The 25693-nt window shown below is 61.1% G+C and carries 32 protein-coding genes and 1 pseudogene; 31 read left to right on the forward strand and 2 right to left on the reverse strand.

Annotated features, from left to right (window positions below):
* Window positions 1–167 precede the first annotated feature (167 nt).
* Window positions 168–620, forward strand: coding sequence for a 50S ribosomal protein L13 (gene rplM / locus LKG04_RS05600; RefSeq protein ID WP_291760018.1), 453 nt, complete (start codon window positions 168–170; stop codon window positions 618–620).
* 23 nt (window positions 621–643) lie between these two features.
* Window positions 644–1135 (forward strand): 30S ribosomal protein S9, encoded by a 492-nt coding sequence (rpsI, locus tag LKG04_RS05605; RefSeq protein WP_291763387.1) that lies wholly within the window; start codon window positions 644–646, stop codon window positions 1133–1135.
* Between the two features lie 215 nt (window positions 1136–1350).
* Here the strand turns inward: rpsI and glgX are convergent, their stop codons facing one another.
* Together glgX and LKG04_RS05615 are read right to left on the reverse strand one after the other, a co-directional pair.
* Window positions 1351–3630 (reverse strand): glycogen debranching protein GlgX, encoded by a 2280-nt coding sequence (gene glgX, locus LKG04_RS05610; RefSeq protein ID WP_291760013.1) that lies wholly within the window; start codon window positions 3628–3630, stop codon window positions 1351–1353.
* A gap of 127 nt (window positions 3631–3757) precedes the next feature.
* The gene (locus LKG04_RS05615; protein WP_291760011.1) at window positions 3758–4918 is read right to left on the reverse strand and encodes an ROK family protein; all 1161 of its coding nucleotides are present in this window, start codon (window positions 4916–4918) and stop codon (window positions 3758–3760) included.
* 629 nt (window positions 4919–5547) lie between these two features.
* On the opposite strand from LKG04_RS05615, the gene adhE reads away from it, so the two are divergent.
* The 29 genes and pseudogenes from adhE (at window position 5548) to rpmJ (ending at window position 25692) form a co-directional block, all read left to right on the forward strand.
* On the forward strand, window positions 5548–8334 hold the full coding sequence (adhE, locus tag LKG04_RS05620) for a bifunctional acetaldehyde-CoA/alcohol dehydrogenase (RefSeq protein WP_291760008.1): 2787 nt from the start codon (window positions 5548–5550) through the stop codon (window positions 8332–8334).
* Window positions 8335–8927: 593 nt separating this feature from the next.
* Window positions 8928–9332 (forward strand): annotated as a pseudogene (locus LKG04_RS08795) (glycosyltransferase); the annotation flags it as partial.
* A gap of 49 nt (window positions 9333–9381) precedes the next feature.
* Complete coding sequence (locus LKG04_RS05625) at window positions 9382–10299, forward strand: GtrA family protein (protein ID WP_291760005.1); 918 nt, start codon at window positions 9382–9384, stop codon at window positions 10297–10299.
* Window positions 10296–12740 (forward strand): glycosyltransferase family 39 protein, encoded by a 2445-nt coding sequence (locus LKG04_RS05630; protein ID WP_291760002.1) that lies wholly within the window; start codon window positions 10296–10298, stop codon window positions 12738–12740. Before LKG04_RS05625 ends, LKG04_RS05630 begins: the two co-directional genes overlap by 4 nt.
* Before the next feature lie 515 nt (window positions 12741–13255).
* On the forward strand, window positions 13256–13564 hold the full coding sequence (gene rpsJ, locus LKG04_RS05635) for a 30S ribosomal protein S10 (RefSeq protein ID WP_003827292.1): 309 nt from the start codon (window positions 13256–13258) through the stop codon (window positions 13562–13564).
* A gap of 28 nt (window positions 13565–13592) precedes the next feature.
* Window positions 13593–14243 (forward strand): 50S ribosomal protein L3, encoded by a 651-nt coding sequence (gene rplC / locus LKG04_RS05640; RefSeq protein ID WP_291760272.1) that lies wholly within the window; start codon window positions 13593–13595, stop codon window positions 14241–14243.
* A 4-nt stretch (window positions 14244–14247) separates the two neighbouring features.
* Entirely contained in the window at window positions 14248–14913 is a 666-nt protein-coding gene (gene rplD, locus LKG04_RS05645; protein WP_291759999.1) for a 50S ribosomal protein L4, read from the forward strand.
* A gap of 5 nt (window positions 14914–14918) precedes the next feature.
* Entirely contained in the window at window positions 14919–15215 is a 297-nt protein-coding gene (rplW, locus tag LKG04_RS05650; RefSeq protein WP_291759996.1) for a 50S ribosomal protein L23, read from the forward strand.
* Window positions 15216–15250: 35 nt separating this feature from the next.
* Window positions 15251–16081, forward strand: coding sequence for a 50S ribosomal protein L2 (gene rplB / locus LKG04_RS05655; protein ID WP_291759993.1), 831 nt, complete (start codon window positions 15251–15253; stop codon window positions 16079–16081).
* 15 nt (window positions 16082–16096) lie between these two features.
* Window positions 16097–16375, forward strand: a complete 279-nt coding sequence (gene rpsS / locus LKG04_RS05660) for a 30S ribosomal protein S19 (protein WP_291759990.1) — start codon at window positions 16097–16099, stop codon at window positions 16373–16375.
* 17 nt (window positions 16376–16392) lie between these two features.
* Entirely contained in the window at window positions 16393–16752 is a 360-nt protein-coding gene (rplV, locus tag LKG04_RS05665; RefSeq protein ID WP_291759988.1) for a 50S ribosomal protein L22, read from the forward strand.
* 2 nt (window positions 16753–16754) lie between these two features.
* Window positions 16755–17573: a 30S ribosomal protein S3 gene (gene rpsC, locus LKG04_RS05670; RefSeq protein WP_291759985.1), complete on the forward strand. Its 819-nt coding sequence runs from the start codon at window positions 16755–16757 to the stop codon at window positions 17571–17573.
* A 5-nt stretch (window positions 17574–17578) separates the two neighbouring features.
* On the forward strand, window positions 17579–17998 hold the full coding sequence (gene rplP, locus LKG04_RS05675) for a 50S ribosomal protein L16 (protein WP_291759983.1): 420 nt from the start codon (window positions 17579–17581) through the stop codon (window positions 17996–17998).
* On the forward strand, window positions 17998–18255 hold the full coding sequence (gene rpmC, locus LKG04_RS05680; protein ID WP_291759980.1) for a 50S ribosomal protein L29: 258 nt from the start codon (window positions 17998–18000) through the stop codon (window positions 18253–18255). The genes rplP and rpmC overlap by 1 nt, the downstream gene beginning before the upstream one ends.
* Window positions 18256–18257: 2 nt before the next feature.
* The gene (gene rpsQ, locus LKG04_RS05685) at window positions 18258–18524 is read left to right on the forward strand and encodes a 30S ribosomal protein S17 (protein ID WP_291759977.1); all 267 of its coding nucleotides are present in this window, start codon (window positions 18258–18260) and stop codon (window positions 18522–18524) included.
* Window positions 18525–18594: 70 nt separating this feature from the next.
* Window positions 18595–18963, forward strand: coding sequence for a 50S ribosomal protein L14 (rplN, locus tag LKG04_RS05690; protein WP_291759975.1), 369 nt, complete (start codon window positions 18595–18597; stop codon window positions 18961–18963).
* A gap of 1 nt (window position 18964) precedes the next feature.
* Complete coding sequence (rplX, locus tag LKG04_RS05695) at window positions 18965–19300, forward strand: 50S ribosomal protein L24 (RefSeq protein WP_291759972.1); 336 nt, start codon at window positions 18965–18967, stop codon at window positions 19298–19300.
* Window positions 19297–19869 (forward strand): 50S ribosomal protein L5, encoded by a 573-nt coding sequence (gene rplE, locus LKG04_RS05700; RefSeq protein ID WP_291759970.1) that lies wholly within the window; start codon window positions 19297–19299, stop codon window positions 19867–19869. Before rplX ends, rplE begins: the two co-directional genes overlap by 4 nt.
* 1 nt (window position 19870) lies before the next feature.
* On the forward strand, window positions 19871–20056 hold the full coding sequence (locus tag LKG04_RS05705; protein ID WP_291759967.1) for a type Z 30S ribosomal protein S14: 186 nt from the start codon (window positions 19871–19873) through the stop codon (window positions 20054–20056).
* A gap of 94 nt (window positions 20057–20150) precedes the next feature.
* Window positions 20151–20549, forward strand: a complete 399-nt coding sequence (gene rpsH / locus LKG04_RS05710) for a 30S ribosomal protein S8 (RefSeq protein WP_291759964.1) — start codon at window positions 20151–20153, stop codon at window positions 20547–20549.
* Window positions 20550–20565: 16 nt separating this feature from the next.
* Window positions 20566–21105 (forward strand): 50S ribosomal protein L6, encoded by a 540-nt coding sequence (rplF, locus tag LKG04_RS05715; RefSeq protein ID WP_291759961.1) that lies wholly within the window; start codon window positions 20566–20568, stop codon window positions 21103–21105.
* Window position 21106: 1 nt separating this feature from the next.
* Window positions 21107–21478: a 50S ribosomal protein L18 gene (gene rplR / locus LKG04_RS05720; RefSeq protein ID WP_291759958.1), complete on the forward strand. Its 372-nt coding sequence runs from the start codon at window positions 21107–21109 to the stop codon at window positions 21476–21478.
* Window positions 21475–22248 carry a 30S ribosomal protein S5 gene (rpsE, locus tag LKG04_RS05725; protein ID WP_291759956.1) on the forward strand — a complete coding sequence of 258 codons (774 nt, stop codon included), beginning with the start codon at window positions 21475–21477 and terminating at the stop codon, window positions 22246–22248. The genes rplR and rpsE overlap by 4 nt, the downstream gene beginning before the upstream one ends.
* Window positions 22248–22430: a 50S ribosomal protein L30 gene (gene rpmD, locus LKG04_RS05730; RefSeq protein ID WP_291759954.1), complete on the forward strand. Its 183-nt coding sequence runs from the start codon at window positions 22248–22250 to the stop codon at window positions 22428–22430. The genes rpsE and rpmD overlap by 1 nt, the downstream gene beginning before the upstream one ends.
* Window positions 22431–22432: 2 nt before the next feature.
* Complete coding sequence (rplO, locus tag LKG04_RS05735) at window positions 22433–22891, forward strand: 50S ribosomal protein L15 (RefSeq protein WP_291759951.1); 459 nt, start codon at window positions 22433–22435, stop codon at window positions 22889–22891.
* A 189-nt stretch (window positions 22892–23080) separates the two neighbouring features.
* Complete coding sequence (secY, locus tag LKG04_RS05740; protein WP_291759948.1) at window positions 23081–24415, forward strand: preprotein translocase subunit SecY; 1335 nt, start codon at window positions 23081–23083, stop codon at window positions 24413–24415.
* A gap of 115 nt (window positions 24416–24530) precedes the next feature.
* Window positions 24531–25091 (forward strand): adenylate kinase, encoded by a 561-nt coding sequence (locus tag LKG04_RS05745; RefSeq protein ID WP_291759947.1) that lies wholly within the window; start codon window positions 24531–24533, stop codon window positions 25089–25091.
* 246 nt (window positions 25092–25337) lie between these two features.
* Entirely contained in the window at window positions 25338–25556 is a 219-nt protein-coding gene (gene infA, locus LKG04_RS05750) for a translation initiation factor IF-1 (protein WP_003808114.1), read from the forward strand.
* Window positions 25557–25578: 22 nt separating this feature from the next.
* On the forward strand, window positions 25579–25692 hold the full coding sequence (gene rpmJ / locus LKG04_RS05755; protein WP_024464351.1) for a 50S ribosomal protein L36: 114 nt from the start codon (window positions 25579–25581) through the stop codon (window positions 25690–25692).
* The last annotated feature ends 1 nt before the right edge of the window (window position 25693 follow it).

Genomic DNA, 25693 nt, shown 5'->3' on the forward strand with positions numbered 1-25693 from the left:
AGCGATATACTTGAGGATTGTTGTGTTTCCCTAAGGGGTCCTTCAAAGCGCTTTCCCACTCGCAATCGAGGACTTTCAGGGAGCCCACGGATAATGAGGCTTCAACTGCCGTGACTTTTCACCATGGCGCGCGAGGCCCGGAACACAATATAGGAAAAGGTACACTCGTGAAAACTTTTACACCGAAGCCAGCCGACCTGACTCACGACTGGTACGTCATCGACGCGACCGACGTGGTTCTCGGCCGTCTTGCCACCCAGGCGGCGACGCTGCTGCGCGGCAAGAACAAGCCGACCTACGCGCCCCATGCCGATTCAGGTAACCACGTCATCATCATCAACGCGGCCAAGATCGCGCTGACGGGCAACAAGCTGGGGACCAAGGAACTCATCACGCATTCAGGTCGCCCCGGCGGCCTACGTCGCGACAGCTACTCTGATCTGCTGCAGCGCAATCCCGAACGCATCGTCACCACGGCGATCAGGGGCATGCTGCCCAAGAACCGCCTGTCCAAGGTGCAGCTGGATCGCCTCCACGTCTTCGCAGGCGCAGAGCATCCGCACACCCCCCAGAAGCCCCAAGAGTTCGAGATCAGCCAGATCTCGCAGCAGGCCAAGTGAACCGAAAAGGAGACAAGAGAAACATGGCTGAAAACACCAACGGCTCCGCGGTTCTCGAGACCGAAGAAGAGCTCACCTCATACAGCACCGAAACCAATGCAGGCGCAGGGACCGGCACCTCGGCGATCGAGCCGGGATACGGCACCGGCCGTCGCAAGGAAGCGGTCGCCCGCGTGCGTCTGGTCCCAGGCAGCGGCACGTGGACCGTCAACGGACACACGCTCGAAGAGTATTTCCCCTCCCGTTTGCAGCAGCGTGAGGTCAACTCGCCGATCGTACTGCTCAAGCTCGAAGGCAAGTTCGATGCGATCGTCCTCGTCGAAGGCGGCGGCACCACCGGTCAGGCCGGAGCCATCCGCTTGGGCGTGGCCCGCGCACTCAACGCCATCGACCGCGACGCGAACCGTGCGACTTTGAAGAAGGCCGGATTCCTGACTCGCGACGCCCGCGCCGTCGAGCGCAAGAAGGCCGGTCTGCACAAGGCCCGGCGCGCTCCGCAGTTCTCGAAGCGTTAAGTTCGGTTCTTCAATTGGCCCCTGCGAAATTCGCAGGGGCCAATTGCGTATATGCCGAGTTGCTGAGCCGGTGGGAGGACAGCCCGGTGGGCTGTCCAAAGGCGAAGTGGGCGACCTAGGGAGCACGAAGAAAAGTGATTCCGGGCGCGTCGCGCATGTGGGCGTGCCCCCCGGGCTTGGAACGGCCGCAGCGAGGCGCCGGCGCTGTCGCCGCACTACACGGCTTGCCGCATGAGGCTGATGCTGCGTCCGGGAACATTCCAACCGTCGGCATGCCTGGGCAAAGCAGCCTGCGCATCGTCGCCCGCGGAAGTCCACAGGTAAGACCACTTGCTGTCCTGCGGCAGGCGGAAAAGGCATGAGCCGGTTTCGCCGTTGACTACGATCAGGACATTCACTTCGTTGGCTGATGTCAGGCGCATCACGAAGCTGCGGCGTTTGACGTCGAACCAGTCACGCTCCATCGGCGTGGTGCCGTCCGGCAGAAACCATTGCACACGGCTCGACTGTTTGAGCAGGCCGAGCTGGGTAAGGCGGGTGAAGAACTCCTCGTGATGGTACAGGTCAAGCGATTTGCGGATCGAAATGAGCTTCGCAACCGCACGCATCCGTTGGGACTGCGGCGTCTCGCAGTCCTCTCCGAGCCAGTTCCATTGCAGCCAGGAGACGTCATTGTCTTGGCAGTAGGCGTTGTTGTTGCCGTGTTGCGTGTTGCCGAACTCGTCGCCGGCCGTCAGCATCGGCGTGCCCAGCGAGAGCATCAGGGTGCCGAGCATATTCATTGCCGCCCGTTCGCGTCCCTTTGTTATTTCGGTGTCGTCGCTGGGTCCTTCGACGCCGAAATTGGCCGAGTTGTTGACATTGGACCCGTCGATGCCGTTCTCGCCATTCGCCTCGTTGTGCTTGCGCGAGTACATGGTCAAGTCGCTTAGCGTGAAGCCGTCATGGCTGGCCACATAATTGATCGACGATGTCGCGCCACGGCCCGGTTCGGAAGCGAACAGGTCCGCCGAGCCGCACAACCGCGTGGCCATCTCCTGCAACCCCACCGCGTTCCCGGTGGTCGCGTTCACCGCTCCGCTCAGCCAGAACGTGCGTGTGGAATCGCGGAAACGGTCGTTCCATTCGGCGAACGGCAGCCCGAACTGCCCGGTGCGCCAGCCGCCCTCGCCCAGATCCCACGGCTCCATAATGAGTTTGAGATTGCCCAGCAGCAGGTCGCTGCGCAAAGCGTAGAGGAAGGGATGGTGGTGGGTGAATTCGCCGTCGAGCCGCGCCAACGAGGCGGCGAGATCGAAGCGGAAGCCGTCGATGCCGATGCGCTTGGCCCAGTAGCGCAACGAGTCGATGGCGAAGGTGACGACATGCGTGTTGGTAAAGTCCAAGCTATTGCCGCAGCCTGTGGTGTCTTCCAGCAGACCGGGATTTCCCTGCTGATGCCGGTAATATGACAGGTCGTCCAGCCCTCGCCAGCAGACCGTGGGGCCTTCTGGGCCTCCCTCGCAGGTGTGGTTGTAGACCACGTCCATGATGACTTCCAGCCCGGCTTCATGCAAGGCATCGACCATGTCGATGACCTCTTGGCGCACCGCCTTGGCGCCTTTGGCGCGCGCGGCCTGGGTGGCGTATGACGGCTCGGGCGAGAAGTAGCCCAGCGTGGAGTACCCCCAGTAGTTGCTCGCGCCGCGCTCCTGCACATGCAGTTCGTCCTGCTTCGCCTGGATCGGCATCAGTTCGATCGAGGTGACGCCCAACTCCTGCAGATATGCCAGCGTGGCGGGGTGCGCCAGCCCGGCGTATGTTCCGCGCAGCTCTTTGGGCAGCCATGGAGCGTTCGCGGTGAAGCCTTTGACATGCAGTTCGTAGATCACCGTCTTGCTCCACGGGATGTGCGGATGCGTGGGATCGGCGTCGTGCCTGGACCTGTCCCGGTCGTCGAGCGCGACTGAAATCGGCATGGACCCCAGCGAATCCTCGGTGCTTATCGCCCCGAAGGAGGAACCGGCGACGGCGCCGTCAACGATCTCGCAGGTGTAAGAGAATGCCGCCGGGCCCAGCTGCATGCGCCCGTCGATGCCTTTGGCATATGGGTCGAGCAGCAGTTTGTAGGGGTTGAAGCGCACGCCGTGCTTCGGATCCCAAGCGCCATCCACGCGGTACCCGTAGCGCATGCCGTCCCATGCTTTCGGCAGATGCACATACCACAGGCCGTAATTTGGGCCGCTCATGCGGAACAAGGTCTCGCGCACGCCCAGTGATGCTATGTCCCTCGTGCTGACCTCATGCGTGTGGATATGCCTGAGCAAAGCGGGCGCCTGACCGGCGAAGATGCGGTTGGACGCCGAGTAGAAGGCCGAGGGCTCGGTGAGCTGCTCGTAGACGCACAGCCAGATCTGGTCGGCGGTCTCAGAGCGGACGACGGCATCGGCGCCGCCGTCCTCGGTGAAGTACAGCCCCGGCCGTGTTGCATAGCGGTGAAGTGGAGGATTGTGCATATCTTTATTGTAGGTGGTTGGGCATTGCGGTCGGCTGTGTGCGGCGAGTCTGCGATCGGTCTGGTCCATGACCGTGAACGGCGCGAAATCGGCGTGATGGCGCTTGAGATCATGGGCACACGGGGAATCAAGCCGGTTCGGCCGCTGACAAAGGTGAGGTCGTGCCGCAAATCGCGTTCACATAATCTGCGATGAAGCGCAATGCCGCACCGACGATATCCTGATTGTCGGTGCAGCGGCTTTTCCTCAGCTCGAACGCATCGGCTCCGAATGCGCTGCGCTCCATGACTCTGCGGCGCAGCTGGGCGATGTCATCGTCGTCGAGGTATTGCGCGGCCTCCCCGCCGATGATCACGTCGACCGCCAGCACGCTGCGGGCATTCACAATAACCTGCGCCACATAGTCCATCCAGGCTTCCATGCGCCTGCGATGCTGCTGTTCGCCCTGTTCGAGGACGCTGAAGAACCCTAGAATGCTCTCATGCTCCTCTGGCAACGTCTCGATCGAGCAGTAGGCATCCATGCACCCGTGCTGACCGCAGTAGCACAGGCGGCCACCGGGCACAAGCGTCATATGCTCGATGGCGCCGTTGTGCTGGTTCGGACCGGGATAGAGCCTGCCATTGACAATGACGGCCCCGCCGGGCCGGCGTTCCAAATAAAGACACAGCGCGTCGCTGATCGTTGGGTCGAACCAGAGTTCGGCCATCGCAGAGGCGTCGGAATCGTGGATCATGATGCAGGGGTAGCGCACCGATTGGCTGACGGTGCCCAGCGTCAGCCCGGTGTTGTCCATAACCGTGCCGGAGCTCACTGTGGAGCCGTCGGCCGAGAGAATGCCTTGCATGGAGAATGCCACGCCCAGTATGGCGCTGCCAGCCTTCTCGACATCGGCGGCGAATCCGTTGACAATGCCGCCGAGGCGCTGGTAGTAGGCGTTGACGTTAGTGTAGGGCAGCGAGCGTCGAATGTTCGCTATGACGGCGCCATACAAATCCACAGCGCAGATCGTCAGTTCGGCGGGGCGTATCGCCACGCCGATCGCAGCGCGATGACGCGGCTGGAACGCGTAGGTCTGCGCCTTGCGGCCTCCCGTCGAATCCTGTGGCGTGCCGCGTCGGGCCAGCCCGTCGTGCTCCAGCGCCCGCAGATTCTGCGTGATGGTCGGCAGGCTCAGGCCCAGCTCGGTCTCCAGCACTCGTTTGGTGGCTTGGTCGTTACGGTAGAGGAATGCGGTGACGGCTTGACGATTGCGTGTTTTGAGGGCTGCTGAGGGAACGGCGTACATGACGATCTCCTTGGAAGGTGTTGCTGCCAAGTGTACTTAACAAAAGTCAGACGAGTGTGGATGCTGTAATATAATAACGGGAGTTGGCTGAGAATGCAGGATCTGTAAGGATTTTTCCTAGGTGATGATGATCTGCCTTCAGGGTCGTGCTGCATGGCGAACATACAGATTGCGATAATTTTATAAAATTGCTTTATATAAGTTATTAGAGTATCGTCATTTATTTAAAATACTTTTTAAAAAGTATAGGATACGTAGATCTCAGAAGCATGTTTAAATACTGTAGAAATCGAACAAAAACGACCAAATCGTGCGATATTGCAAGAATGTATAGCAAAACAAATCATAAATACACGTAAAACGCACGGAAACGAACACGAAACTTACGACTTAACATGCCTGCGATGGCTGTTGATTTTCGGTACATTATAGGCGAGGCCATAATTTGATGGCCCGCCGAAACCGGCAGGAGCCGGCGGCGTAGCAATCCGGCATGGAACGGCGCCGACAGCCGCTCGTGACCGCGCAGCTGCACAACCGAATAACAGCGCAGAACGAAGCAACAATACAGAGTCGGTCACCATGGCCCACACGCGACATGAGCGCGGGGCCAACACAAGGAGATCCACATGGTACAGGCAACTACGACCGGAACGAAAGCCGAGGCAGACTCCGCCAAGACGAGTCCCGCCGAACCCAATCCCGACGAGAAGCAGGCCGTCGTCGAACGCGAGATAGCCGGCCTCGTTACCAGGGGGTTGAAGGCGCTTGACGAATTCGAGGAGCTCGATCAGGAACAGGTCGATCATATCGTCGCCAAAGCTTCGGTGGCCGCGCTGAAGAACCACCTTGTGCTGGCGAAAATGGCGGTGGACGAGACGGGGCGCGGTTTGGTGGAGGATAAGGCGACCAAGAACATCTTCGCTTGCGAGCATGTGACGCATTACCTCGCCAATCAGAAAACCGTGGGCATCATCAGCGAGGACGACGTGCTCGGTCTCGACGAGATCGCCGAACCGGTCGGCGTGGTCGCCGGCGTTACCCCGGTCACGAACCCGACGTCCACAGCGATCTTCAAGTCGCTGATCGCGCTGAAGACCAGGTGCCCGATCGTCTTCGGCTTCCATCCCTTCGCTCAGCAGTGCTCGGTTGCGGCGGCGCGCATCGTGCGCGATGCCGCAATCGAGGCGGGCGCGCCGAAGGACTGCATCCAGTGGATCGAACACCCTTCGATCGCCGCGACCAACGCCCTGATGAGGCACCCGGGCATCGCCACGATCCTGGCGACCGGCGGCCCCGGCATGGTCAAGGCCGCCTACACTTCCGGCAAGCCGGCGCTCGGCGTCGGGGCTGGCAATGCCCCGGCCTATGTCGACAGCGACGTCGATGTGGTGCGGGCCGCAAACGATCTGGTGTTGTCCAAGCACTTCGACTACGGCATGATCTGCGCCACGGAGCAGGCCATCATCGCCCATACCGACATCTACGATCCGCTGGCCGCCGAGCTCAAACGACGCAAAGCCTACTTCGTCAATGACGAGGAGAAGGCCAAGCTCGAGCAGTACATGTTCGGCTGCGCCGCGTATTCCGGCGGCACGCCGAAGCTCAATTCGGTCGTCCCCGGCCGCTCGCCGCAGTTCATCGCCCATGCCGCAGGCTTCGAAATCCCGGATGATGTGACGATTCTGGTGGCGCAATGCTGTGAGGTCGGCGAGATGGAGCCGTTGACCATGGAGAAGCTATGCCCCGTGCATGCGCTGCTCAGGGCGAAAGACAAGGAGCAGGCCTTCGAGATGTGCGAGCAGATGCTCGTCCATGGAGCTGGGCACACGGCCGCGATCCACACGAACAATCAGGAGCTGGTGCGCGAATACGGCCTGCGCATGCACGCCTGCCGCATCGTATGGAACCAGCCATCGTCCCTAGGCGGCATCGGCGACATCTACAATTCGATCGCACCCTCTCTCACCTTGGGTTGCGGCTCATACGGCGGCAACTCGGTCTCCGGCAACGTCCAGGCCGTCAACCTCATCAACGTCAAACGCATCGCTCGGAGGAACAACAACATGCAATGGTTCAAAGTTCCGGCCAAAACGTATTTCGAGCCCAACTCGATCCGCTACCTGCGCGACATGTACTGCATTCGCAAGGCGGTCATCGTCTGCGACAAGGTGATGGAGCAGCTGGGCATCGTCGACAAGATCATCGATCAGCTGCGGGCGCGCCGCCACCTGGTCACCTTCCGCATCATCGACTATGTCGAGCCGGAGCCGAGCGTCGAAACCGTCGAGCGCGGCGCGGCCATGATGCGCGAGGAGTTCGAGCCCGACACGATCATCGCCGTGGGCGGCGGCTCACCAATGGATGCGGCCAAGATCATGTGGCTGCTTTACGAGCACCCGGAGATCTCCTTCGATGATGTGCGCGAGAAGTTCTTCGACATCCGCAAGCGCGCGTTCCGCATCCCGCCGCTGGGCAACAAGGCGCGGCTCGTATGCGTGCCGACTTCCTCGGGCACCGGCTCGGAAGTCACGCCCTTCGCCGTCATCACCGACCCCAAGACCGGCTACAAGTACCCGATTACCGATTACGCCCTGACGCCGACGGTAGCGATCGTCGATCCGGTGCTGGCCCGCACCCAGCCACGCAAGCTGGCGCAGGACGCCGGCTTCGACTCGCTCACGCACGCCATGGAGGCGTATGTGTCCGTGTACGCCAACGATTTCACTGACGCCATGGCACTGCACGCCGCCAAGCTGATCTGGGACAATCTCGCGTCCTCGGTCAATGATGCGCCCGGCCAGCACCGCATCAAGGCGCAGGAGAAGATGCATAACGCTGCCACTATGGCCGGCATGGCGTTCGGTTCGGCGTTCCTGGGCATGTGCCACGGCATGGCGCACACCATCGGTGCCCTGTGCGAGGTGGCCCACGGCCGCACGAATGCTGTGCTGCTGCCTTACATCATCCGTTACAACGGTTCGATTCCGCAGGAACCGACGAGCTGGCCGAAGTACGACAAGTATGTGGCGCCCGAACGCTATTGTGAATTCGCGCGGGTCATCGGCGTGGACCCGGGCTCGACCCCCGAAGAAGGCGTCGAGAACCTCGCGCGCGCCGTGGAAGACTACCGCGACAACAAGCTCGGCATGAACAAGAGTTTCCGGGACTGCGGCGTGGATGAGAGCTACTTCTGGAGCATCATCGACCAGATCGGCATGCGAGCCTACGAGGACCAGTGCACTCCCGCGAACCCGCGCGTCCCGCTCATTGAAGATATGAAAGACATCGCCATCGCCGCCTACTACGGGGTTCCGCAAGCCGAAGGCCATCGGCTGCGCGCCGATCGTTCGGCGGCGGATGCCAAGGGCAAGGCTCCAGCGGGCGCCAAAGAATCGCTGGCTAAAGAAGCCTGAGCAGCCGGCTGCATCGGAACTGACCCCGTCAGCCGGTTCGGGCTGATCCGCGCTGTTCCGCATCGCGTCGAATCCCCTGTCTGCCACGCGGCATATGACCTCCAAGATCGTATGCTGTGGGGCGGCGGGGGATTTGTCGTATGCGAGTCCACTCCGGCGTGTTGAAATGGCAGGCCTTCAGACCCCCATCGGCCGGCAGTCATCGCGAGCAGACACAGACGGTTCTGCCCTATGCGCGGCAAACAATGTGGCATAGCCGCAGCGCTGACGAAAAATGACCGTAATTTCAATTCGGTTGGGCATGGGAACCGAAAAGCTCAAACGCCTCGCCATGCAGAATGTTTCGAGGAAACTTCAAGACTGAGTCACTGGATTTTTGAAAGAGTCTCTAGCAACCGGAGCTTATATGGGTGCCATGGCTACTTCGACAGCACTTCGCGCAGGCGACAACTCGCCTACCACGCGAAGCGCTGTCGCATAGCTGCATTCATACCGCCCACATATCCACCGTCGAGAAAGATCGCCCAGCCGGCTCACCACAGTCTGCCAGAGAAAGAAATACCATCATGACATCCACCGACACTATTCCCTGTATGGAACCGGCCGTTCCGACCACGGCCGGAACGGCCGTTGACATCGTCATCCCCGTCTACAACGAACAGAAAGATCTTCCCCGTGCCATCACACGGCTCCATCAGTTCCTGTCCGTGGGTTTTCCATGGCGGGCAAGCATCACCATCGCGGACAACGCCAGCACTGATGACACGTGGACGATCGCCTTGCGGCAGGTGAGCCGGTACCCAGAGGTGCGCGCTGTCCATCTGGACGAGAAAGGGCGCGGGCATGCACTCAAACGTACGTGGATGGATTCCCATTCGGCCGTGCTGTGCTACATGGACGTCGATCTGTCGACGGATCTGCGTGCCCTCGCGCCGCTGGTGGCGCCGCTGCTGTCAGGGCATTCCGACTTGGCGATCGGAACCCGGCTGGCGCGCTCCTCGCGCGTGGGGCGAGGCACGTGCCAACCGTTGGCCTGCGACCAGGTGCATGGCGCGCTCCTCGCGCGTGGGGCGAGGCCCGAAACGCGAGTTCATCTCCCGCTCGTACAATTTGCTTCTGCGTGGCGCCTTGGGAGTGTCCTTTTCCGACGCTCAATGCGGTTTCAAGGCCATCCGCTCCGATGTGGCCCGCGATTTGCTGCCGTTCGTCGCCGACGATGACTGGTTCTTCGACACCGAGATGCTCGTTCTAGCTCAGCGTACTGGGCTGCGCATCCACGAGGTGCCGGTCGACTGGATCGATGACCCGGACTCGACCGTTGACATCGTGGGCACGGCCATCGAGGACCTCAAGGGGATCACGCGACTGATGAAGGGCTTCGTAACCGGAGCCATCCCCCTGCAGAAGCTGCGCGGGCAATTGGAACGCGACGTCGACACTGCTGCTGTGGCAGGGCGTGTGCCGGATCCTCCCAAAGGTCTGATGGGTCAGCTGATCAGTTTCGGCGTGATCGGCGTGGTGAGCACTATCGCCTACTACCTCATCTATCTGGTGGCCAGGTTGGCGATCGGGCCTCAGTCGTCGAATCTCTTGGCGCTGCTCATCACCCAGGTATGGAACACGAGCGCCAATCGCAGACACACGTTCAGCCTGCGCACCCGCGACGGCATGCTCAGGCATCAGGCGGCCGGCTTTATCGCTTTCGGCATCGGGCTGGCCCTCACTAGCGGTGCCCTGTGGACGCTGCATGTCTATGCTCCGGCGGCCCCGCGCTGGTCGGAGGTGCTGATACTACTGGTGGCCAATGGCGTTACCACTCTGGTCCGGTTCATCTTGCTTCGCGTTGTGGTCAGCCGCGGCGCCCGAGACAGCCGCGCTGACCGGATTGACTCCACGCTGCAGCCATTGGTAGCCGGCGGCCACGGTGACTGCATAGCGAAAGAAACGAAGGAAAGCTCGAAATGACATCGACATCTGCTGGAACGCTGCACGCGGATGCAATTCATCCGCCAGTTGGATTGCGCGCGGCTGCACATGGCACAGCCAACACCGCCGAACGGCCTTGGCTCATCAGGGCGTTCACGGGCAGGAGAGCGGATCCAGGCTGGGCCCGACCTGCATTCTGGGGATTGCTGATTCTTGCCGCAATCCTCTATCTTCGTGATCTGACCATTTCCGGTTACGCCAACGAGTTCTACGCCGCCAGCGTGAAGTCTTCGACGCAGAGCTGGCGCGCGTGGCTGTGGGCGAGCTTGGACTCCCAACTGTCCATCACCGTTGACAAGCCGCCGGCGGCCATCTGGGTGATGGGCTTGTCGGCTCGGATCTTCGGCTTCTCAAGCTTCAGCATGCTGCTGCCCAATGCCTTGATGGGCATCGGCACCGTGGCGCTCACCTACGGTGCCGTACGGCGGCTATCCGGGCATGTGGCCGGTCTGCTCGCGGGAGCTCTGGTGGCGCTCACCCCCGTTGCCGCGCTGATATTTAGGTTCAACAACCCGGACTCGCTTCTGGTGCTGTGCGTTTCGGCGGCCGCCTACATGGTGGTGCGCGCTTTGCAAACTGATACGCGTGCCTTGGCGGCCTGGTGGCTGGTCGGCGCCGGCTGGCTCATCGGTCTGGCGTTCCTCACCAAAATGCTGCAGGGCCTGCTAGTGCTGCCGGCATTCGTCCTCGTATACATCCTGTGCTCGCGCTGGGGATGGTGGGCACGTATCCGGCACCTGCTTGCGGCCGCGGTTTCCATGGTCGTTTCCGCAGGCTGGTTGATTGCGCTGTGCGCCTTGGTCCCGGCTTCGTCACGACCCTATATCGGCGGCTCCGAGAACAATTCCTTGTGGGAGCTGGCAATCGGGTATAACGGCCTCGGTCGTGTCCTGGGCGGCTCGGGCAACGGCGGTGGAGGCGGTGGAGGCGGCCAATCCAACGTGGGCTTCGGCGGCGAACCAGGGCTGCTGCGCATGTTCAACTCCACGTTCGCCACTGAAATCAGCTGGCTTCTTCCGGCAGCTATTCTGCTGCTGGTTACCGGGCTGGCCGCTTGCGGCAACCGTCCTTCGAACGATTCGAAACGGGCAGGAATCATTCTGTGGGGCACTTCGATGGCGGTCACCGCCCTCGTGTTCAGTTTCATGCAGGGCACTATCCATCCGTATTATGCGGTAGCGCTGGCTCCGCTTATCGCCGGCACCATCGGCAGTTCCTGCGCTGCATTATGGGCGGAACAGGAAGATAGCCGGACGACTGCGGTCTTCAAGCGGATCTGCCTGGCTGTCGCTGTCGCGCTGACCGGCGTTTGGGGATTCTACCTGTTTGGCATGTACGCCGCCGGATGGAATGGCTGGATCCGTTGGGTCGCGCTTGTCGGCGGCATCGCGGGAGCGCTTGTTTTCATGATCGCCGGCTTGAATAGGGGCGTGAACGCCCGAACGCTCACAGGGAGAATTGCCATCGCGGCCTTGATCTTTGGTTTGGCGTCCGCGCTCCTGCCTACCGCGTCCTGGACCATAGCCACTGCCAATACGGCGCACTCGGGGTCAATCCCGACGTCTGGCCCTGCCGGCGTTCAGGGAAACGGCATGGGCGGACCGGGAGACCAGATGGGAGACGGCCCCGGAGGCGGGGGCAATGGCGCAGGAGAAGCTCCCGGAGACGTGGGAAGTGGCCCCGGAGGCGCATATGAAGGCACTGATGGCATGACCGCCTCCGAGCAAGGCGCGCGGGGGAGGGGCGGCTCCGGTTCCGGGGAGGCATCCACCAATTCCGCCTTGGTGAAACTACTGAACGCCACGCACAGCAGATGGTCGGCTGCCGTGGTCGGCGACCAGAGCGCGGCGGGCTACATTCTGGGCACCGATACCGCGGTATTCGCAATAGGTGGATGGAGCGGCTCGGACGACAATGTGTCCCTGGCGCAGTTCAAGCAATATGTCGCCGACGGAGACATCACGTACTTCATCGCCGACGGCATGGGCGACGGTCAACGGGCCGGATTCTCCGCCTCGGGGTCATCCAGTCAGTCGAATGGCGCCGACAGTTCCGAAGGTGCAGACGGGGCAATAGGTTCCGCAAACAACGCCGGCGGTATGCCTGACGGCGGTATGCCGGGCGGCGGTATGCCGGGCGGCGGTACTGCTGCGCAAGGGCCGGGTGACGCTCCCGGCGGAACAATGGGTTCAGAATCAGGCAATGCCAACGGTGGTGGATCCGGCGGCAACAGTGGGACGGGGGCCGGATCAGGCGAAGCGCCCAACGCAATGGGCGAGACTGCCGGAGGCGGCATGAGAGGCGGGTTCGGTGGAGCCTCAGGAGTGGCCTCGCAGATTACCAGCTGGGTTGCTTCGACCTTCACGTCCAAGACAGTAGGTGGAGTCACCGTCTATGATTTGACCAGCTCCAGAAGCTAAGGAACCGCGGCAGAGGAAATCGTTCATGGCAGTAAACCGACACTAATGGAACAAAGGAGACGGTGCGTTCGTCACTGGCTTATTGCTTCCACTAGGGGCGGTGACTGGCGCAAATGAGCCAGAGCGACCCAGTTTACGGCGCGGGGTGCCGGGTCTTTGGTATGGTCGCGCTCTGGCCGTAGCTTAGCCGGAGGCTGAGCTCCTCGCGGCCTTCGTGGCTGCTCGGTCGTGCCCGCGAAAAGCTCACCGGGCTTTTCGCTTACGGCACGACACGCCGGAATACCGCTAATACCCCCTCAATGCTTTAATGGAGAAGTTGCCTGTTTTGGGCTCGCATATTGGAATCAAAAAAGCGGGTGCGGCAGCGGGTTCATGATGTGGATGCACATGGTGAACGTCGCATGCTGCACACTGATGTGTAGGATCGCGGGGTCATACCCGTTGAACCCGTGCGCCGGTGTCCTTTTCAGCAGGCTGGTAAACAGTAAACGAATCGCTAGAAAGGGCGGACGGCAATGGCGGGACAGAAAATCCGCATCAGGCTTAAGTCCTATGACCATGAGGTCATCGACCAATCGGCGAAGAAAATCGTCGAGACGGTTACGAACGCGGGTGCCACTGTAGTGGGCCCGGTTCCTCTGCCGACCGAGAAGAACGTGTTCTGCGTGATCCGCTCTCCTCATAAATACAAGGATTCTCGCGAGCATTTCGAGATGCGCACCCATAAGCGCCTCATCGACATCGTGGATCCCACGCCCAAGGCTGTGGATTCCCTGATGCACATCGATTTGCCTGCAGATGTCAATATCGAGATCAAGCTGTAGGGAAGGGGGAACCGCAATGTCGCAAAAAATGTCGCAAAAGACAAGCCGCAGCGCGCTGCTGGGCAAGAAGCTCGGCATGTCGCAGGTCTGGGATGAGAACGGCTTCTTCGTCCCCGTCACGCTCGTCGACGTCTCCACCAACGTGGTCACGACCGTCAAGACCGAGGACAGCGACGGCTACAACGCCGTGCAGCTCGGCTACGGCCAGATCGACCCGACCAAGGTGACCAAGCCTCTCGCGGGCCACTTTGCCAAGGCCGGTGTGACTCCTCGCCGCCATCTCGCCGAGGTACGCACCGAGAACGCCGCCGAGTTCGAGCCCGGCCAGGAGCTGGGCGCCGATCTCTTCGGCGCGGGCGTTGTGGTGGATGTCACTGGCACCACCAAGGGCAAGGGCTTTGCAGGCACCATCAAGCGCTGGGGCTTCAAGTCCTATCGTCGTACCCACGGCTCGCACAAGAACGAGCGTCGCCCCGGTTCAGTCGGTGCGTGCGCTACGCCGAGCCGCATTCTCAAGGGCAAGCGCATGGCTGGCCGTATGGGCCATGTCACCTCCACCGTGCAGAACCTCACTGTGGTTTCCTCGGATGTGGAGAACGGCATCATAGCGCTCAAGGGCGCTGTTCCCGGTCCCAAGGGCGCCATTGTCCTTGTCCGCTCTGCTGTGAAGGGAGCCTGAAGTCATGGCTAACGTTACTTTGAACGTCATTGACGCCAAGGGCGAGTCCGCAGGATCGCTTGAAGCCCCTGCCGAGATCTTCGGCATCTCCGACGAAGACGTGCAGGCGCATGTGCCGCTGATCCACCAAGTGGTCATCGCGCAGCTTGCCGCGGCTCGTCAGGGCACGCATTCCACGAAGAACCGTGGCTCGGTTTCCGGCGGCGGCAAGAAGCCTTGGAAGCAGAAGGGCACCGGCCGTGCCCGCCAGGGTTCGATCCGCGCCCCGCAATGGGCTCACGGCGGCGTGGCCCATGGTCCGGTTCCGCGCAGCTACGAGCAGCGCACCCCGAAGAAGATGAAGGCCAGCGCGTTGCGTTACGTGTTGTCCAATCGGGCCAACGCCGGACGCATCGCCATTGTAGATCTGGGCATCAGCGATACCCCGTCGACCAAGACGGCGATCGCTGCGCTCGCCCCTGTGACCGGGAACCAATTCACCACGGTCGTGCTGACGCGCGACAGCGTGAACGAATGGCTCTCCGTGCGCAACATCCCCACCGTGCATGTGATCTTCGCCGATCAACTCAACACGTACGATGTGGTCACCGCTCAGTACATTGTCTTCACGAAGGAAGGCTTCGATGCCTTCGTCGCCGCGAAGACCGAGCCGACAGCCAAGGAGGCCTGATTACCATGGTCGCTATTCATAAGCCAGCACATGACATCATTCTCAAGCCTGTCGTCTCCGAGAAGAGCTATGCGGCATCCGACCGCGGGCAGTACACCTTCGTGGTGGCGCCCAGCGCGAACAAGGTGCAGATCAAGCAGGCCATCGAAGAGATCTTCAAAGTCAAGGTGACGAACGTCAATACCCTCAATCGCAACGGCAAGCGCACCCGCACACGCACAGGCTTCGGCCAGCGCGTGAACCAGAAGCGCGCCATCGTTTCCGTGGCCGAGGGCCAGACGATCGACATCTTCGGTAACTGAAGGCTAGCCGAGAAAGTCAAAGGAAGAACTACATTATGGCTATCCGTACATATAAACCGACGAGTGCGGGCCGCCGCAACGCTTCGGTTTCGGATTTCTCCGAGATCACGCGTTCGACACCCGAGAAGTCGCTTGTCCGCAAACTGTCCAAGACCGGTGGGCGTAATTCTTACGGCCGCATGACCTCCCGTCATCGCGGCGGCGGCCACAAGCGTCAGTATCGTCTCATCGACTTCAGGCGCTGGGACAAGGACGGCGTGCCGGCCAAGGTCGCGCATATCGAATACGACCCGAACCGTTCCGCACGCATCGCGCTGCTGCACTACGCCGACGGCGAGAAGCGCTACATCATCGCGCCCGAAGGCATCGGCCAGGGCGACGCGATCGAGACGGGCGAGCAGGCCGACATCAAGCCTGGCAACAACCTGCCGCTGCGCAACATCCCGACCGGTACCATTGTGCACGCCATCGAGCTGCGCCCATTGGGCGGCGCGAAGATCGCGCGTTCCGCAGGCGCCGGCGTTCAGCTGGTCGCCAAGGACGGAGCCTACGCTCAGCTGCGCATGCCGTCCGGCGAAATCCGCAATGTCGACGCCCGCTGCCGCGCCACGATCGGCGAGGTCGGCAATGCCGAGCATGCCAACGTGGAGCTCGGCAAGGCAGGCCGCGCACGCTGGGTCGGCAGGCGACCGATCACCCGTGGCGAATCGATGAACCCGGTAGACCACCCGCACGGCGGTCGTACCCGCGGCGGCAAGCCGCCGGTGTCCCCATGGGGCAAGGGCGAAGTCCGCACGCGTCATCCGAAGAAGGCCTCGAACAAGCTGATCGTCCGTCGTCGTCCGAATGGTAAGAACCGTAAGTAAGGGAGTGTCGAGCAGATGACTCGAAGCATCAAGAAGGGCCCCTTCGTCGACGCCCACCTACAGAAAAAAGTCGACGAGCAAAACGAGAAGGGCACGCACAACGTCATCAAGACGTGGTCGCGTCGTTCTATGGTCACCCCCGATTTCATCGGACACACCTTCGCCGTTCATGACGGCCGTAAGCATGTCCCGGTGTTCGTCACCGAGGCCATGGTCGGCCACAAGCTCGGTGAATTCGCCCCGACCAAGACCTTCAGAGGCCATGTGCGGGACGACAAAAAGGCACGCCGCTAAAGGAGAGTAAAGACTTTATGGAAGCTAAAGCAATCGCACGCCACGTCCGCGTGACGCCGCGCAAGGCTCGCCGCATGGTCGACCTCATCCGAGGCAAACAGGCGACGCAGGCCATCACCATCCTCAAATTCGCCCCTCAAGACGCTGCCACCCCGGTGCGCAAGGCCTTGGAGAGCGCTGTCGCGAACGCACGCGTCAAGGCCGATAAGGCCGGCGAGGCGTTCCACGAGAACGATCTGTATGTCAAGGAGACCTATGTGGACGAGGGCGTGACGCTCAAGCGTTTCCGCGCCCGTGCGCAGGGTCGTGCCGCTCGCATCAACAAGCGCACCAGCCATATCACGGTCGTCGTCGCCAACAAGGAAGGAGCCCGCTAAAGATGGGTCAGAAGATCAATCCCTTCGGATACCGCCTGGGCATTACCGAAGACCACCGTTCCAAGTGGTTCTCCGACTCCAACAAGGCCGGCGAACGGTACCGCGATTTCGTCCTGGAAGATGATGAGATCCGCAAGGTCATGAGCAAGGACCTCGAGCGTGCAGGAGTCTCCCGCATCGTCATCGAGCGCACCCGCGACCGGGTGCGCGTGGACATTCACACCGCACGTCCGGGCATCGTGATTGGCCGCCGCGGAGCCGAGGCCGAACGCGTGCGCGCCAAGCTCGAGAAGCTCACGGGCAAGCAGGTTCAGCTCAACATCTTTGAGGTGAAGAACGCTGCGATCGATGCGCAGCTCGTCGCTCAAGGCATCGCCGAGCAGCTGACCAACCGCGTCACCTTCCGCCGTGCCATGCGCAAGGCCCAACAGGATGCCATGCATGCGGGCGCCAAGGGCATCCGCATCAAGCTCGCCGGCCGCCTCGGCGGTGCGGAAATGAGCCGTTCCGAGTTCTACCGCGAGGGTCGTGTCCCGCTGCAGACCCTGCGTGCCCTGATCGATTACGGCTTCTTCGAAGCCAAGACCACCTACGGTCGCATTGGCGTGAAGGTGTGGATCTACAAGGGCGACATGACCGAGCACGAGTTCGAAGAGCAGCAGGCCCAGCAAGGCGCAGGCCGTCCGGGACGCCGCGGCGGAGATCGCCGCCCGCGCCGCGGGCAGCGCCCGGGCTCCCCGCGCAGGACCGAAGCCGGTTCGCCGGCCGAGACCGCAGCCCCGGCTGCCGCCGCCGCGCCTGCTACAGAAGTGAAGGAGTGAGCGCAATGCTTATCCCAAAGAGAACCAAGTATCGTAAGCAGCAGCGCCCGACCCGCCGTGGCATGTCCAAGGGCGGCAACGAGATCGCCTTCGGCGATTACGGCATCCAGGCGCTTGCCCCCGCATACGTGACCAATCGTCAGATCGAGGCCGCTCGTATCGCCATGACCCGCTACATCAAGCGTGGCGGCCGTGTGTGGATCACGATCTTCCCCGACCGTCCGCTCACCAAGCACCCGCTCGGTTCGCGAATGGGTTCAGGCAAGGGCACGCCTGAGTTCTGGATCGCCAATGTGCATCTTGGGCGCGTCATGTTCGAGATCGGCGGCGTCACCGACGATATCGCTCACGAGGCCCTGCGCCGCGCGATCGACAAGCTCCCGATGAAGTGCCGAATTATTGCTCGCGAAGGCGGTGACATCTGATGTCAGTCGGAACTGCAGACTACACCATCAAGAATCTCAACGAGAAGACCGATGACGAGATCGAAGGCTTCGTCAAGAAGTCCAAGGAAGAGCTGTTCAACCTGCGCTTCCAGAACGCCACCGGCCAGCTCGACAACTCCGCTCGTCTCAAGGCCGTCAAACGCGATATCGCCAGGATGTACACTGTCCTGCGCGAACGCGAGCTGGGCATCAGCCAGGCGCCTGAGGCTAGCGAAACCAAGACCGAGGAGAAGTAAGCATGGCTGAAAAGCAAGAGCGCAACTTCCGCAAGACTCGTCGCGGCTATGTCGTGTCCGACGCTATGGACAAGACGGTCACCGTCGAGCTCGAGCAGCGTTCGACCCACCCGCTCTACGGCAAGGTCGTGCGCACAACCCGCACGGTAAAAGCCCATGACGAACACAACGAAGCCCATGTTGGCGACCTCGTGAGTATCATGGAAACTCGGCCTTTGAGCAAGACCAAGCGTTGGCGCGTCGAGTCAATCGTCGAGCGTGCCAAGTAACAAGTTCGGCAAGGCTCCGCGAGACACCCAACGGGTGCTCGGGGAGAACCAGCTCGGCTAAGGAGAATCAATGATTCAGCAGGAAACGCGGCTTCATGTCGCCGACAACACGGGCGCCAAGGAAATCTTGGCCATCCGCGTGCTCGGCGGGTCGAAGCGACGCTATGCCGGCATAGGCGACGTGATCGTCGCCGCCGTTAAGGACGCAATCCCTGGCGGGTCGGTCAAGAAGGGCGACGTGGTCAAGGCCGTCGTCGTCCGCACTGTCAAGGAGCACCGTCGTGTTGACGGCTCCTACATCAAGTTCGACGAGAACGCCGCTGTCATTCTCGGCTCCGGCCGTGAACCCAAGGGCACTCGTATCTTCGGACCGGTCGGACGTGAACTGCGCGACAAGCGCTTCATGAGGATCGTGTCCCTCGCCCCGGAGGTGATCTGAGATGGTAGCCAAGATCAAGTCGGGCGACCAGGTCAAAGTCATCCGCGGCAAGGACCGCGGCAAGGAAGGCACCGTTACGCGCGTGCTGGCCAATGACCGTCTGATCGTCGAAGGCGTGCAAATCGTCAAGAAGCATGTGCGCGCCACGCAGCAGGGCCAGCAGTCCGGCATCGTCTCCGTCGAGGCGCCGATCCACCGCTCCAATGTGATGGTGATCGACCCTGAGACCAAGGAGCCCACCCGCGTGGGCGTCGTGGTCAAGGAAGAGGCGCGTGGTGGCAAGGTCAAGGTCGTGCGCACGCGCGTGGCCAAGAAATCCGGAAAGGAGCTGGCATGAGCGCCACAGCAGTTGAAGCTCCGGCAACTCCGCGCCTGAAGCAAAAGTACAATGACGAGATCATCGCCGAGCTGGAGAAGGAGTTCAAGCACTCCAACCCCATGCAGGTGGCTCGTCTCAAGAAGATCGTCGTCTCCATGGGCGTCGGCGCCGCGGCTCGCGACTCCAAGCTCATCGAGGGCGCCATCAAGGATCTCACGCTGATCACCGGCCAGAAGCCCAAGGTCACGAAGGCCAAGAAGTCCGTCGCGCAGTTCCATTTGCGCGAGGGACAGGCCATCGGCGCCTATGTGACGCTTCGCGGCGAACGCATGTGGGAGTTCCTCGATCGTCTGCTGACCCTCGCGCTGCCCCGAATCCGCGATTTCCGCGGTATCAACGGCAAGCAGTTCGACGGCCAGGGAAACTACAATTTCGGCCTCACTGAGCAGTCCATGTTCCATGAGATCGATCCCGATTCCATTGACCACCAGCGTGGCATGGACATCACCGTGGTGACCAGCACCAAGGACGACAAGGAAGCAAGCGCGCTCTTGAAGCACCTGGGCTTCCCCTTCAAGGAGAACTGATATGGCAAAAACCGCTCTGAAGAACAAGGCGGCCGGCAAGCCGAAGTTCAAGGTGCGCGGCTACACTCGCTGCCAGGTTTGCGGGCGTCCCCATTCCGTGTACCGCAAGTTCGGCCTGTGCCGCATCTGCCTTCGCGAGAAGGCTCACCGTGGCGAACTGCCCGGAGTTACGAAGTCCAGTTGGTAAACATCGACGCTGAAGGTCCGTCCGGATCGGCGCGTGCGCCAATGCGCAGCGCGGAACCGGCGGAAACCACGGCGAGAAAGGGCGTACGCCCACAATGACAATGACAGATCCGATCGCAGACATGCTTACGCGTCTGCGTAATGCGAGTGCGGCGAAACACGAGACCGTGGACATGCCGTACTCCAAATTCAAAGCGAAAATTGCCGAAATCCTCAAGCGCGAAGGCTACATCAAGGATTTCTCGGCGAAGGAAGCTAAGGTCGGCCAGACCTTGGAAATCGCCCTCAAATACGGTCCGACCGGGGAAAGCTCCCTGCAAGGCATCAAGCGCATCTCGAAGCCGGGACTGCGTCGTTACGCGAAGTCGGACTCCCTACCCATGCCTTTGGGCGGGCTCGGCATCGCCATCATCTCGACAAGCACAGGCTTGCTGACCCAGAAGGAATGCCTCGACCGGGGCATCGGCGGCGAAATTGTCGCCTACGTGTGGTGAGAAAGGAGAGCTGAACATGGCATCGCATATTGGCAAGCTCCCCGTCGCCATTCCGGCAGGCGTGGAGGTCTCCATCGAGGGACAGAATTTCTCCGTTAAGGGCTCCAAGGGCTCTGACTCCTACACGATCCCCGAAGGCATCACCGGTGCCGTAGAAGGCGGCGAGATCGTCCTGACCGCAGCCGACGACGAACGCCAGACCCGTGCATACCACGGCCTGAGCCGTTCGATCATCGCTTCGATGGTCAAGGGCGTGCATGAGGGATACACCAAGACGCTCGACATCATCGGCACGGGCTACCGTGCGCAGATGAAAGGCAAAGGCATCGAGTTCTCGCTCGGCTACTCGCACACCATTACTGTGCAGCCGCCGGAAGGCATCGAATTCGAGCTGCCGAACGCCAACCAGGTCATCGTGAAGGGCACCGACAAGCAGGTCGTCGGCCAGGCTGCGGCGAACATCCGCAAGCTGCGCGAGCCGGAACCCTATAAGGGCAAGGGCATCAAGTACACCGACGAGCACATCCTGCGCAAGGCTGGAAAGGCTGGTAAGTGATATGAGCGTGAAGATTTACGGCAAAGGCAAGAGGGTCGCACGCCTTCGTCGCCATTTCCGCCTGCGCAAGCACATTTCCGGCACTGCCGAACGCCCACGTCTTGTGGTCACTCGTTCGAACCGCCATATGGTCGCTCAGATCGTCGACGACACCAAGGGCATGACCTTGGCGAGCGTTTCGACGATGCAGTCCGACTTCAGCGGTTTCGAAGGCACCAAGTCCGAGGCCGCCAAGAAGGTCGGCGAGCTGATCGCCAAGAAGGCCAAGGAAGCCGGCATCACCGAGGTCGTCTTCGATCGCGGCGGCAACAAGTACCATGGCCGTGTCGCAGCTGTGGCTGAAGGCGCCCGCGAGGGAGGTCTGGCACTGTGAGCGAGAAGGAAAAGGAAACTCAAGTGGCTGAAGAAACTCAGAACACTCAAGGCTCCGCCCAAGGCAGCAACGATCAGCGCGGGGATTCCCGTGACGGCCGTCGCGGCCAGCGTGGCGAGGGCCGTCGTGGCGAAGGCCGCGGTGAGGGTCGTCGTGGCGAGCGTCGCGGCCGTCGCGAAGAGAATCGCGGCGACGAGCTGCTCGACCGTGTGGTGACCATCAATCGTGTGTCCAAAACCCATAAGGGCGGACGTACCTTCAGCTTCGCAGCCCTTGTGGTGGTAGGCGACGGCAACGGTACGGTCGGTGTTGGCTACGGCAAATCCCGCGAGGTCCCTGCGGCCATCGCCAAGGGCCAGCTGGATGCCAAGAAGCATATGTTCAATGTTCCGCGCGTTCGTGGCACGGTCACTCACCCGGTGATCGGCCATGACGCTGCAGGCACTGTCCTGCTGCGTCCTGCGGCCCCCGGCACCGGCGTGATCGCCGGCGGCCCCGTGCGTGCCGTCATGGAGTGCGCTGGCATCTCCGACATTCTCACCAAGTCGATGGGCTCCACCACCGCGGTGAATGTCGTGCGTGCCACCGTAGACGCATTGAAGAGCCTCGAAGAGCCTGAGGAGATCGCCGCGCGTCGTGGCGTTTCCCTCGAGGAAGTGGCTCCTGACGCCATGCTGCGTGCTCGCGCGGCCGGCATCGCCGAGGCCCGTAAGGCACGTGAAGAGGCGCAGGCCAAGAAGGCTGCCGCCGAAGCAAAGGATGGTGAGTGATGGCTCAGCTCAAGATCACTCTGGTGCGTGGCTTGGTCAATAGGAAGCCCGCACAGCGCGACACCGTTCGGACCCTCGGTCTGCACAAGATCGGCCAGAGCGTCGTCCGCGAGGATACGCCTGCCAATCGTGGCCTGGCGCATGCTGTGCGTCATCTGGTCACTGTCGAGGAGGTCGACTGATTATGGCTAATGAAGAAAACAGCATCCTGCAAATGCATGATCTGCATCCGGCACCCGGCGCCAAGAAGGACCGCATTCGTGTGGGCCGCGGCGAAGGCTCGAAGGGCAAGACCTCGGGCCGTGGCGCCAAGGGCACGAAGAAGCGTTACCAAGTTCGCCCAGGCTTTGAGGGCGGCCAGTTGCCGCTGTACATGCGCCTGCCGAAACTGCGCGGCTTCAAGAGCCCCTTCAAGAAGGAGTTCCAAGTCGTCAATATCGCGACGCTTGCGGAACTCTTCCCCAAGGGCGGTGAGGTGGGCGTCGAAGATCTGATCGCCAAGGGCGCGGTTCGCCGTGGCTACCCGGTCAAGGTGCTCGGCGACGGCGAAACCGCGGCGGCTTTCACGCTCAAAGGCGTCAAGGTGTCGGCTTCGGCCAAAACCAAGATTGAAGCGGCAGGCGGCTCCATCGCTCAGGACTGAGCGACTACGGGCTGGCTTGCATTGAACCTCGAATGGCCCTCCCTGCGTTGCGCGGGGAGGGCCATTCTCCGATGTGCCAAGGCTGTACACGGCAGGCGTCGTACGTAGACGCTCTGCGCTAAGCTCGACGGTTAGAGTCTGTTTGCAGGGTGCGTAAGGCTACGCACGATTCAGGGAAGGAAACCCCAGGTGAGGACGTTAATCCAGGCCTTTAGGACCAAGGAGCTCAGGAACAAGATCCTGTTCGTCTTTGGCATGATCATCATCTACCGCATTGGTTCGTTCATTCCTACCCCGGGCGTGGACTACACAACAGTGCGCGAATGCGTCTCCTCGCTATCGTCGAATCAGGAGAACTTCGTCGGTCTGGTGAATCTCTTTTCCGGCGGTGCAATGCTGCAGCTGTCGATTTTCGCGCTCGGTGTGATGCCCTACATCACGGCATCCATCGTGATCCAGCTGCTGCGCGTTGTCATTCCGCGCTTCGAGGCGCTGCACAAGGAGGGCCAATCGGGCGAGGCTAAGCTCACCCAGTACACGCGGTACCTCACCATCGGCCTGGCCGTGCTGCAGTCCACCACGATTCTGGTGACCGCGCGCTCCGGCGCGCTGTTCAACTACCAGTGCGGACAGGTCATCCCCGACAACTCGGTGTGGAACCTGATCGTCATGGTGCTGGTCATGACCGGCGGCACTGGCCTGATCATGTGGATGGCCGAGCTCATCACCGACAAGGGCATCGGCCAGGGCATGTCTGTGCTCATCTTCATGTCCATCTGCTCCGGCTTCCTACCGCAGCTGTGGGAGATCGGCTGGGGAACCAACGGCACCAATGGTGACTGGACCAAGTTCGGCATTGTCAGTTCCGTGCTGCTGGTGATTCTGATTCTCGTGGACTTCGTCGAACTGTGCCAGCGCCGCATCCCGGTGCAGTACACCCGACGCATGATCGGGCGCAAGATGTACGGCGGATCGTCGACGTATCTGCCGCTGAAGATCAATATGAGCGGCGTCATCCCGCCCATATTTGCTTCTTCGATCCTTTCCATCCCGACGCTGATCGCGCAGTTTGGCAACACTGAGCAGTCGTGGGTCAGCTGGATCGACACGAATCTGGCCAACACTACTTCGGTGTGGTATATAGGCCTTTACTCGCTTATGATCGTCTTCTTCTGCTTCTTCTACACCGCGATCACCTTCGACCCGGATGAGACTGCGGACAACATGAAACAGTACGGAGGCTTCATCCCGGGCATCCGCGCGGGCAGCTCGACCAGCCGCTATCTGAGCTATGTGATGAACCGGCTGAATACGGTTGGCGCCGTGTATCTGTTGTTCGTTGCGCTAATTCCCACCGTCCTCATCATGGCATTGAACCTCAATGCGCGGCTGCCTTTCGGCGGCACGACAATCCTGATCATCGCCGGCGTCGGGCTCGACACCCTGCGTCAGGCCAAGGCGCAGACCGAGCAGTTCCAGTACACCGGCTTCCTGTTCGAGAACACGAATCACAAAGAGGGCTGAGACGCCGAAGGCTGAATCATCAGTCGAATCAGCGCAGAACGTTGTGCTCGTTCCTTGCGAGGAACGAGTAAACAGGCATCATTTGAAATGACGAGTTCATAGGAGACAAACAGATATGCGACTGCTGATCATGGGGCCCCAGGGTGTCGGCAAGGGAACGCAGGCCGCTCTTTTGAGCGAGCACTATGGCATTCCGGCGATTTCCACCGGCGACATCTTCCGCTACAACATCAAAAACCATACCGAGCTCGGCAAAGAGGCGCAGTCCTACACCGACAAGGGCGAGTTGGTGCCCGACGAGGTGACCAGCCGCATCGTCAAAGACCGGTTGGCCCAGGACGACGCGCAGGACGGCTGGATTCTCGACGGCTATCCGCGCAATGCAGTCCAAGTCCAAGCGCTCGACCAGATGCTCGAAGAACTGGAGACGCCGCTCGATTACGCCGTCGCACTCGAGGCGGATCACGATGTGCTCATGGATCGCATGCGCAGGCGCGCCGAGCAGGAAGGCCGCGCCGACGACACCCCCGAGGCGATCGCGAAACGGCTGAAGATCTACGAAGAGCAGACCGCGCCACTCTTGGATATCTACAAGAACCGCGGCAAACTCGTTGTGGTCAATGGCGTGGGGGAGATCGATGAGATCAGCGCGCAGATCATCGGGCAGCTTGGGTGAGTGCGGCCGGATTTCTGATCTGGTAGCGGATTGGACGTAGCTCAACTTTTGGCTTTGGCAGTGTCTTCGGCACCGCCCTTCGGTTCCTTGACGGAGCCTCGCCTTGCCCGTTTTACAGCTCGGCGGGGCCGCCTGCCTAACGGTTCGACACGCCAATTTCCATATTTTCTGGTTCTGTGGTATGCTGTCTAATTGGTGTGTCTTCAGACACGCAAAGTAAGCAGACCAAAGAACGGAATGAGGCTCATGGCAAAAGACGGTGTGATTGAAGTCGAAGGTCAGGTAGTGGAAGCACTGCCAAACGCGATGTTTCGCGTGGAACTCGAGAACAAGCATATCGTGCTCGCCACCATCTCCGGTAAAATGCGCAAGAACTACATCCGCATTCTGCCGCAGGATCGCGTGGTTTTGGAAATGAGCCCGTATGATCTCAACCGCGGTCGTATTACGTACCGTTACAAGTAACAGTACAAAGCAAAGGAAAACCATGAAGGTCAGCCCTAGCGTGAAGAAGATCTGCGAGAATTGCCGCGTGATCCGTCGTCACGGTCGCGTCATGGTGATCTGCTCCAACCCGCGCCATAAGCAGCGCCAAGGCTGAG

The organism is Bifidobacterium sp. (assembly GCF_022640935.1).
Taxonomy (GTDB): Bacteria; Actinomycetota; Actinomycetes; order Actinomycetales; family Bifidobacteriaceae; genus Bifidobacterium.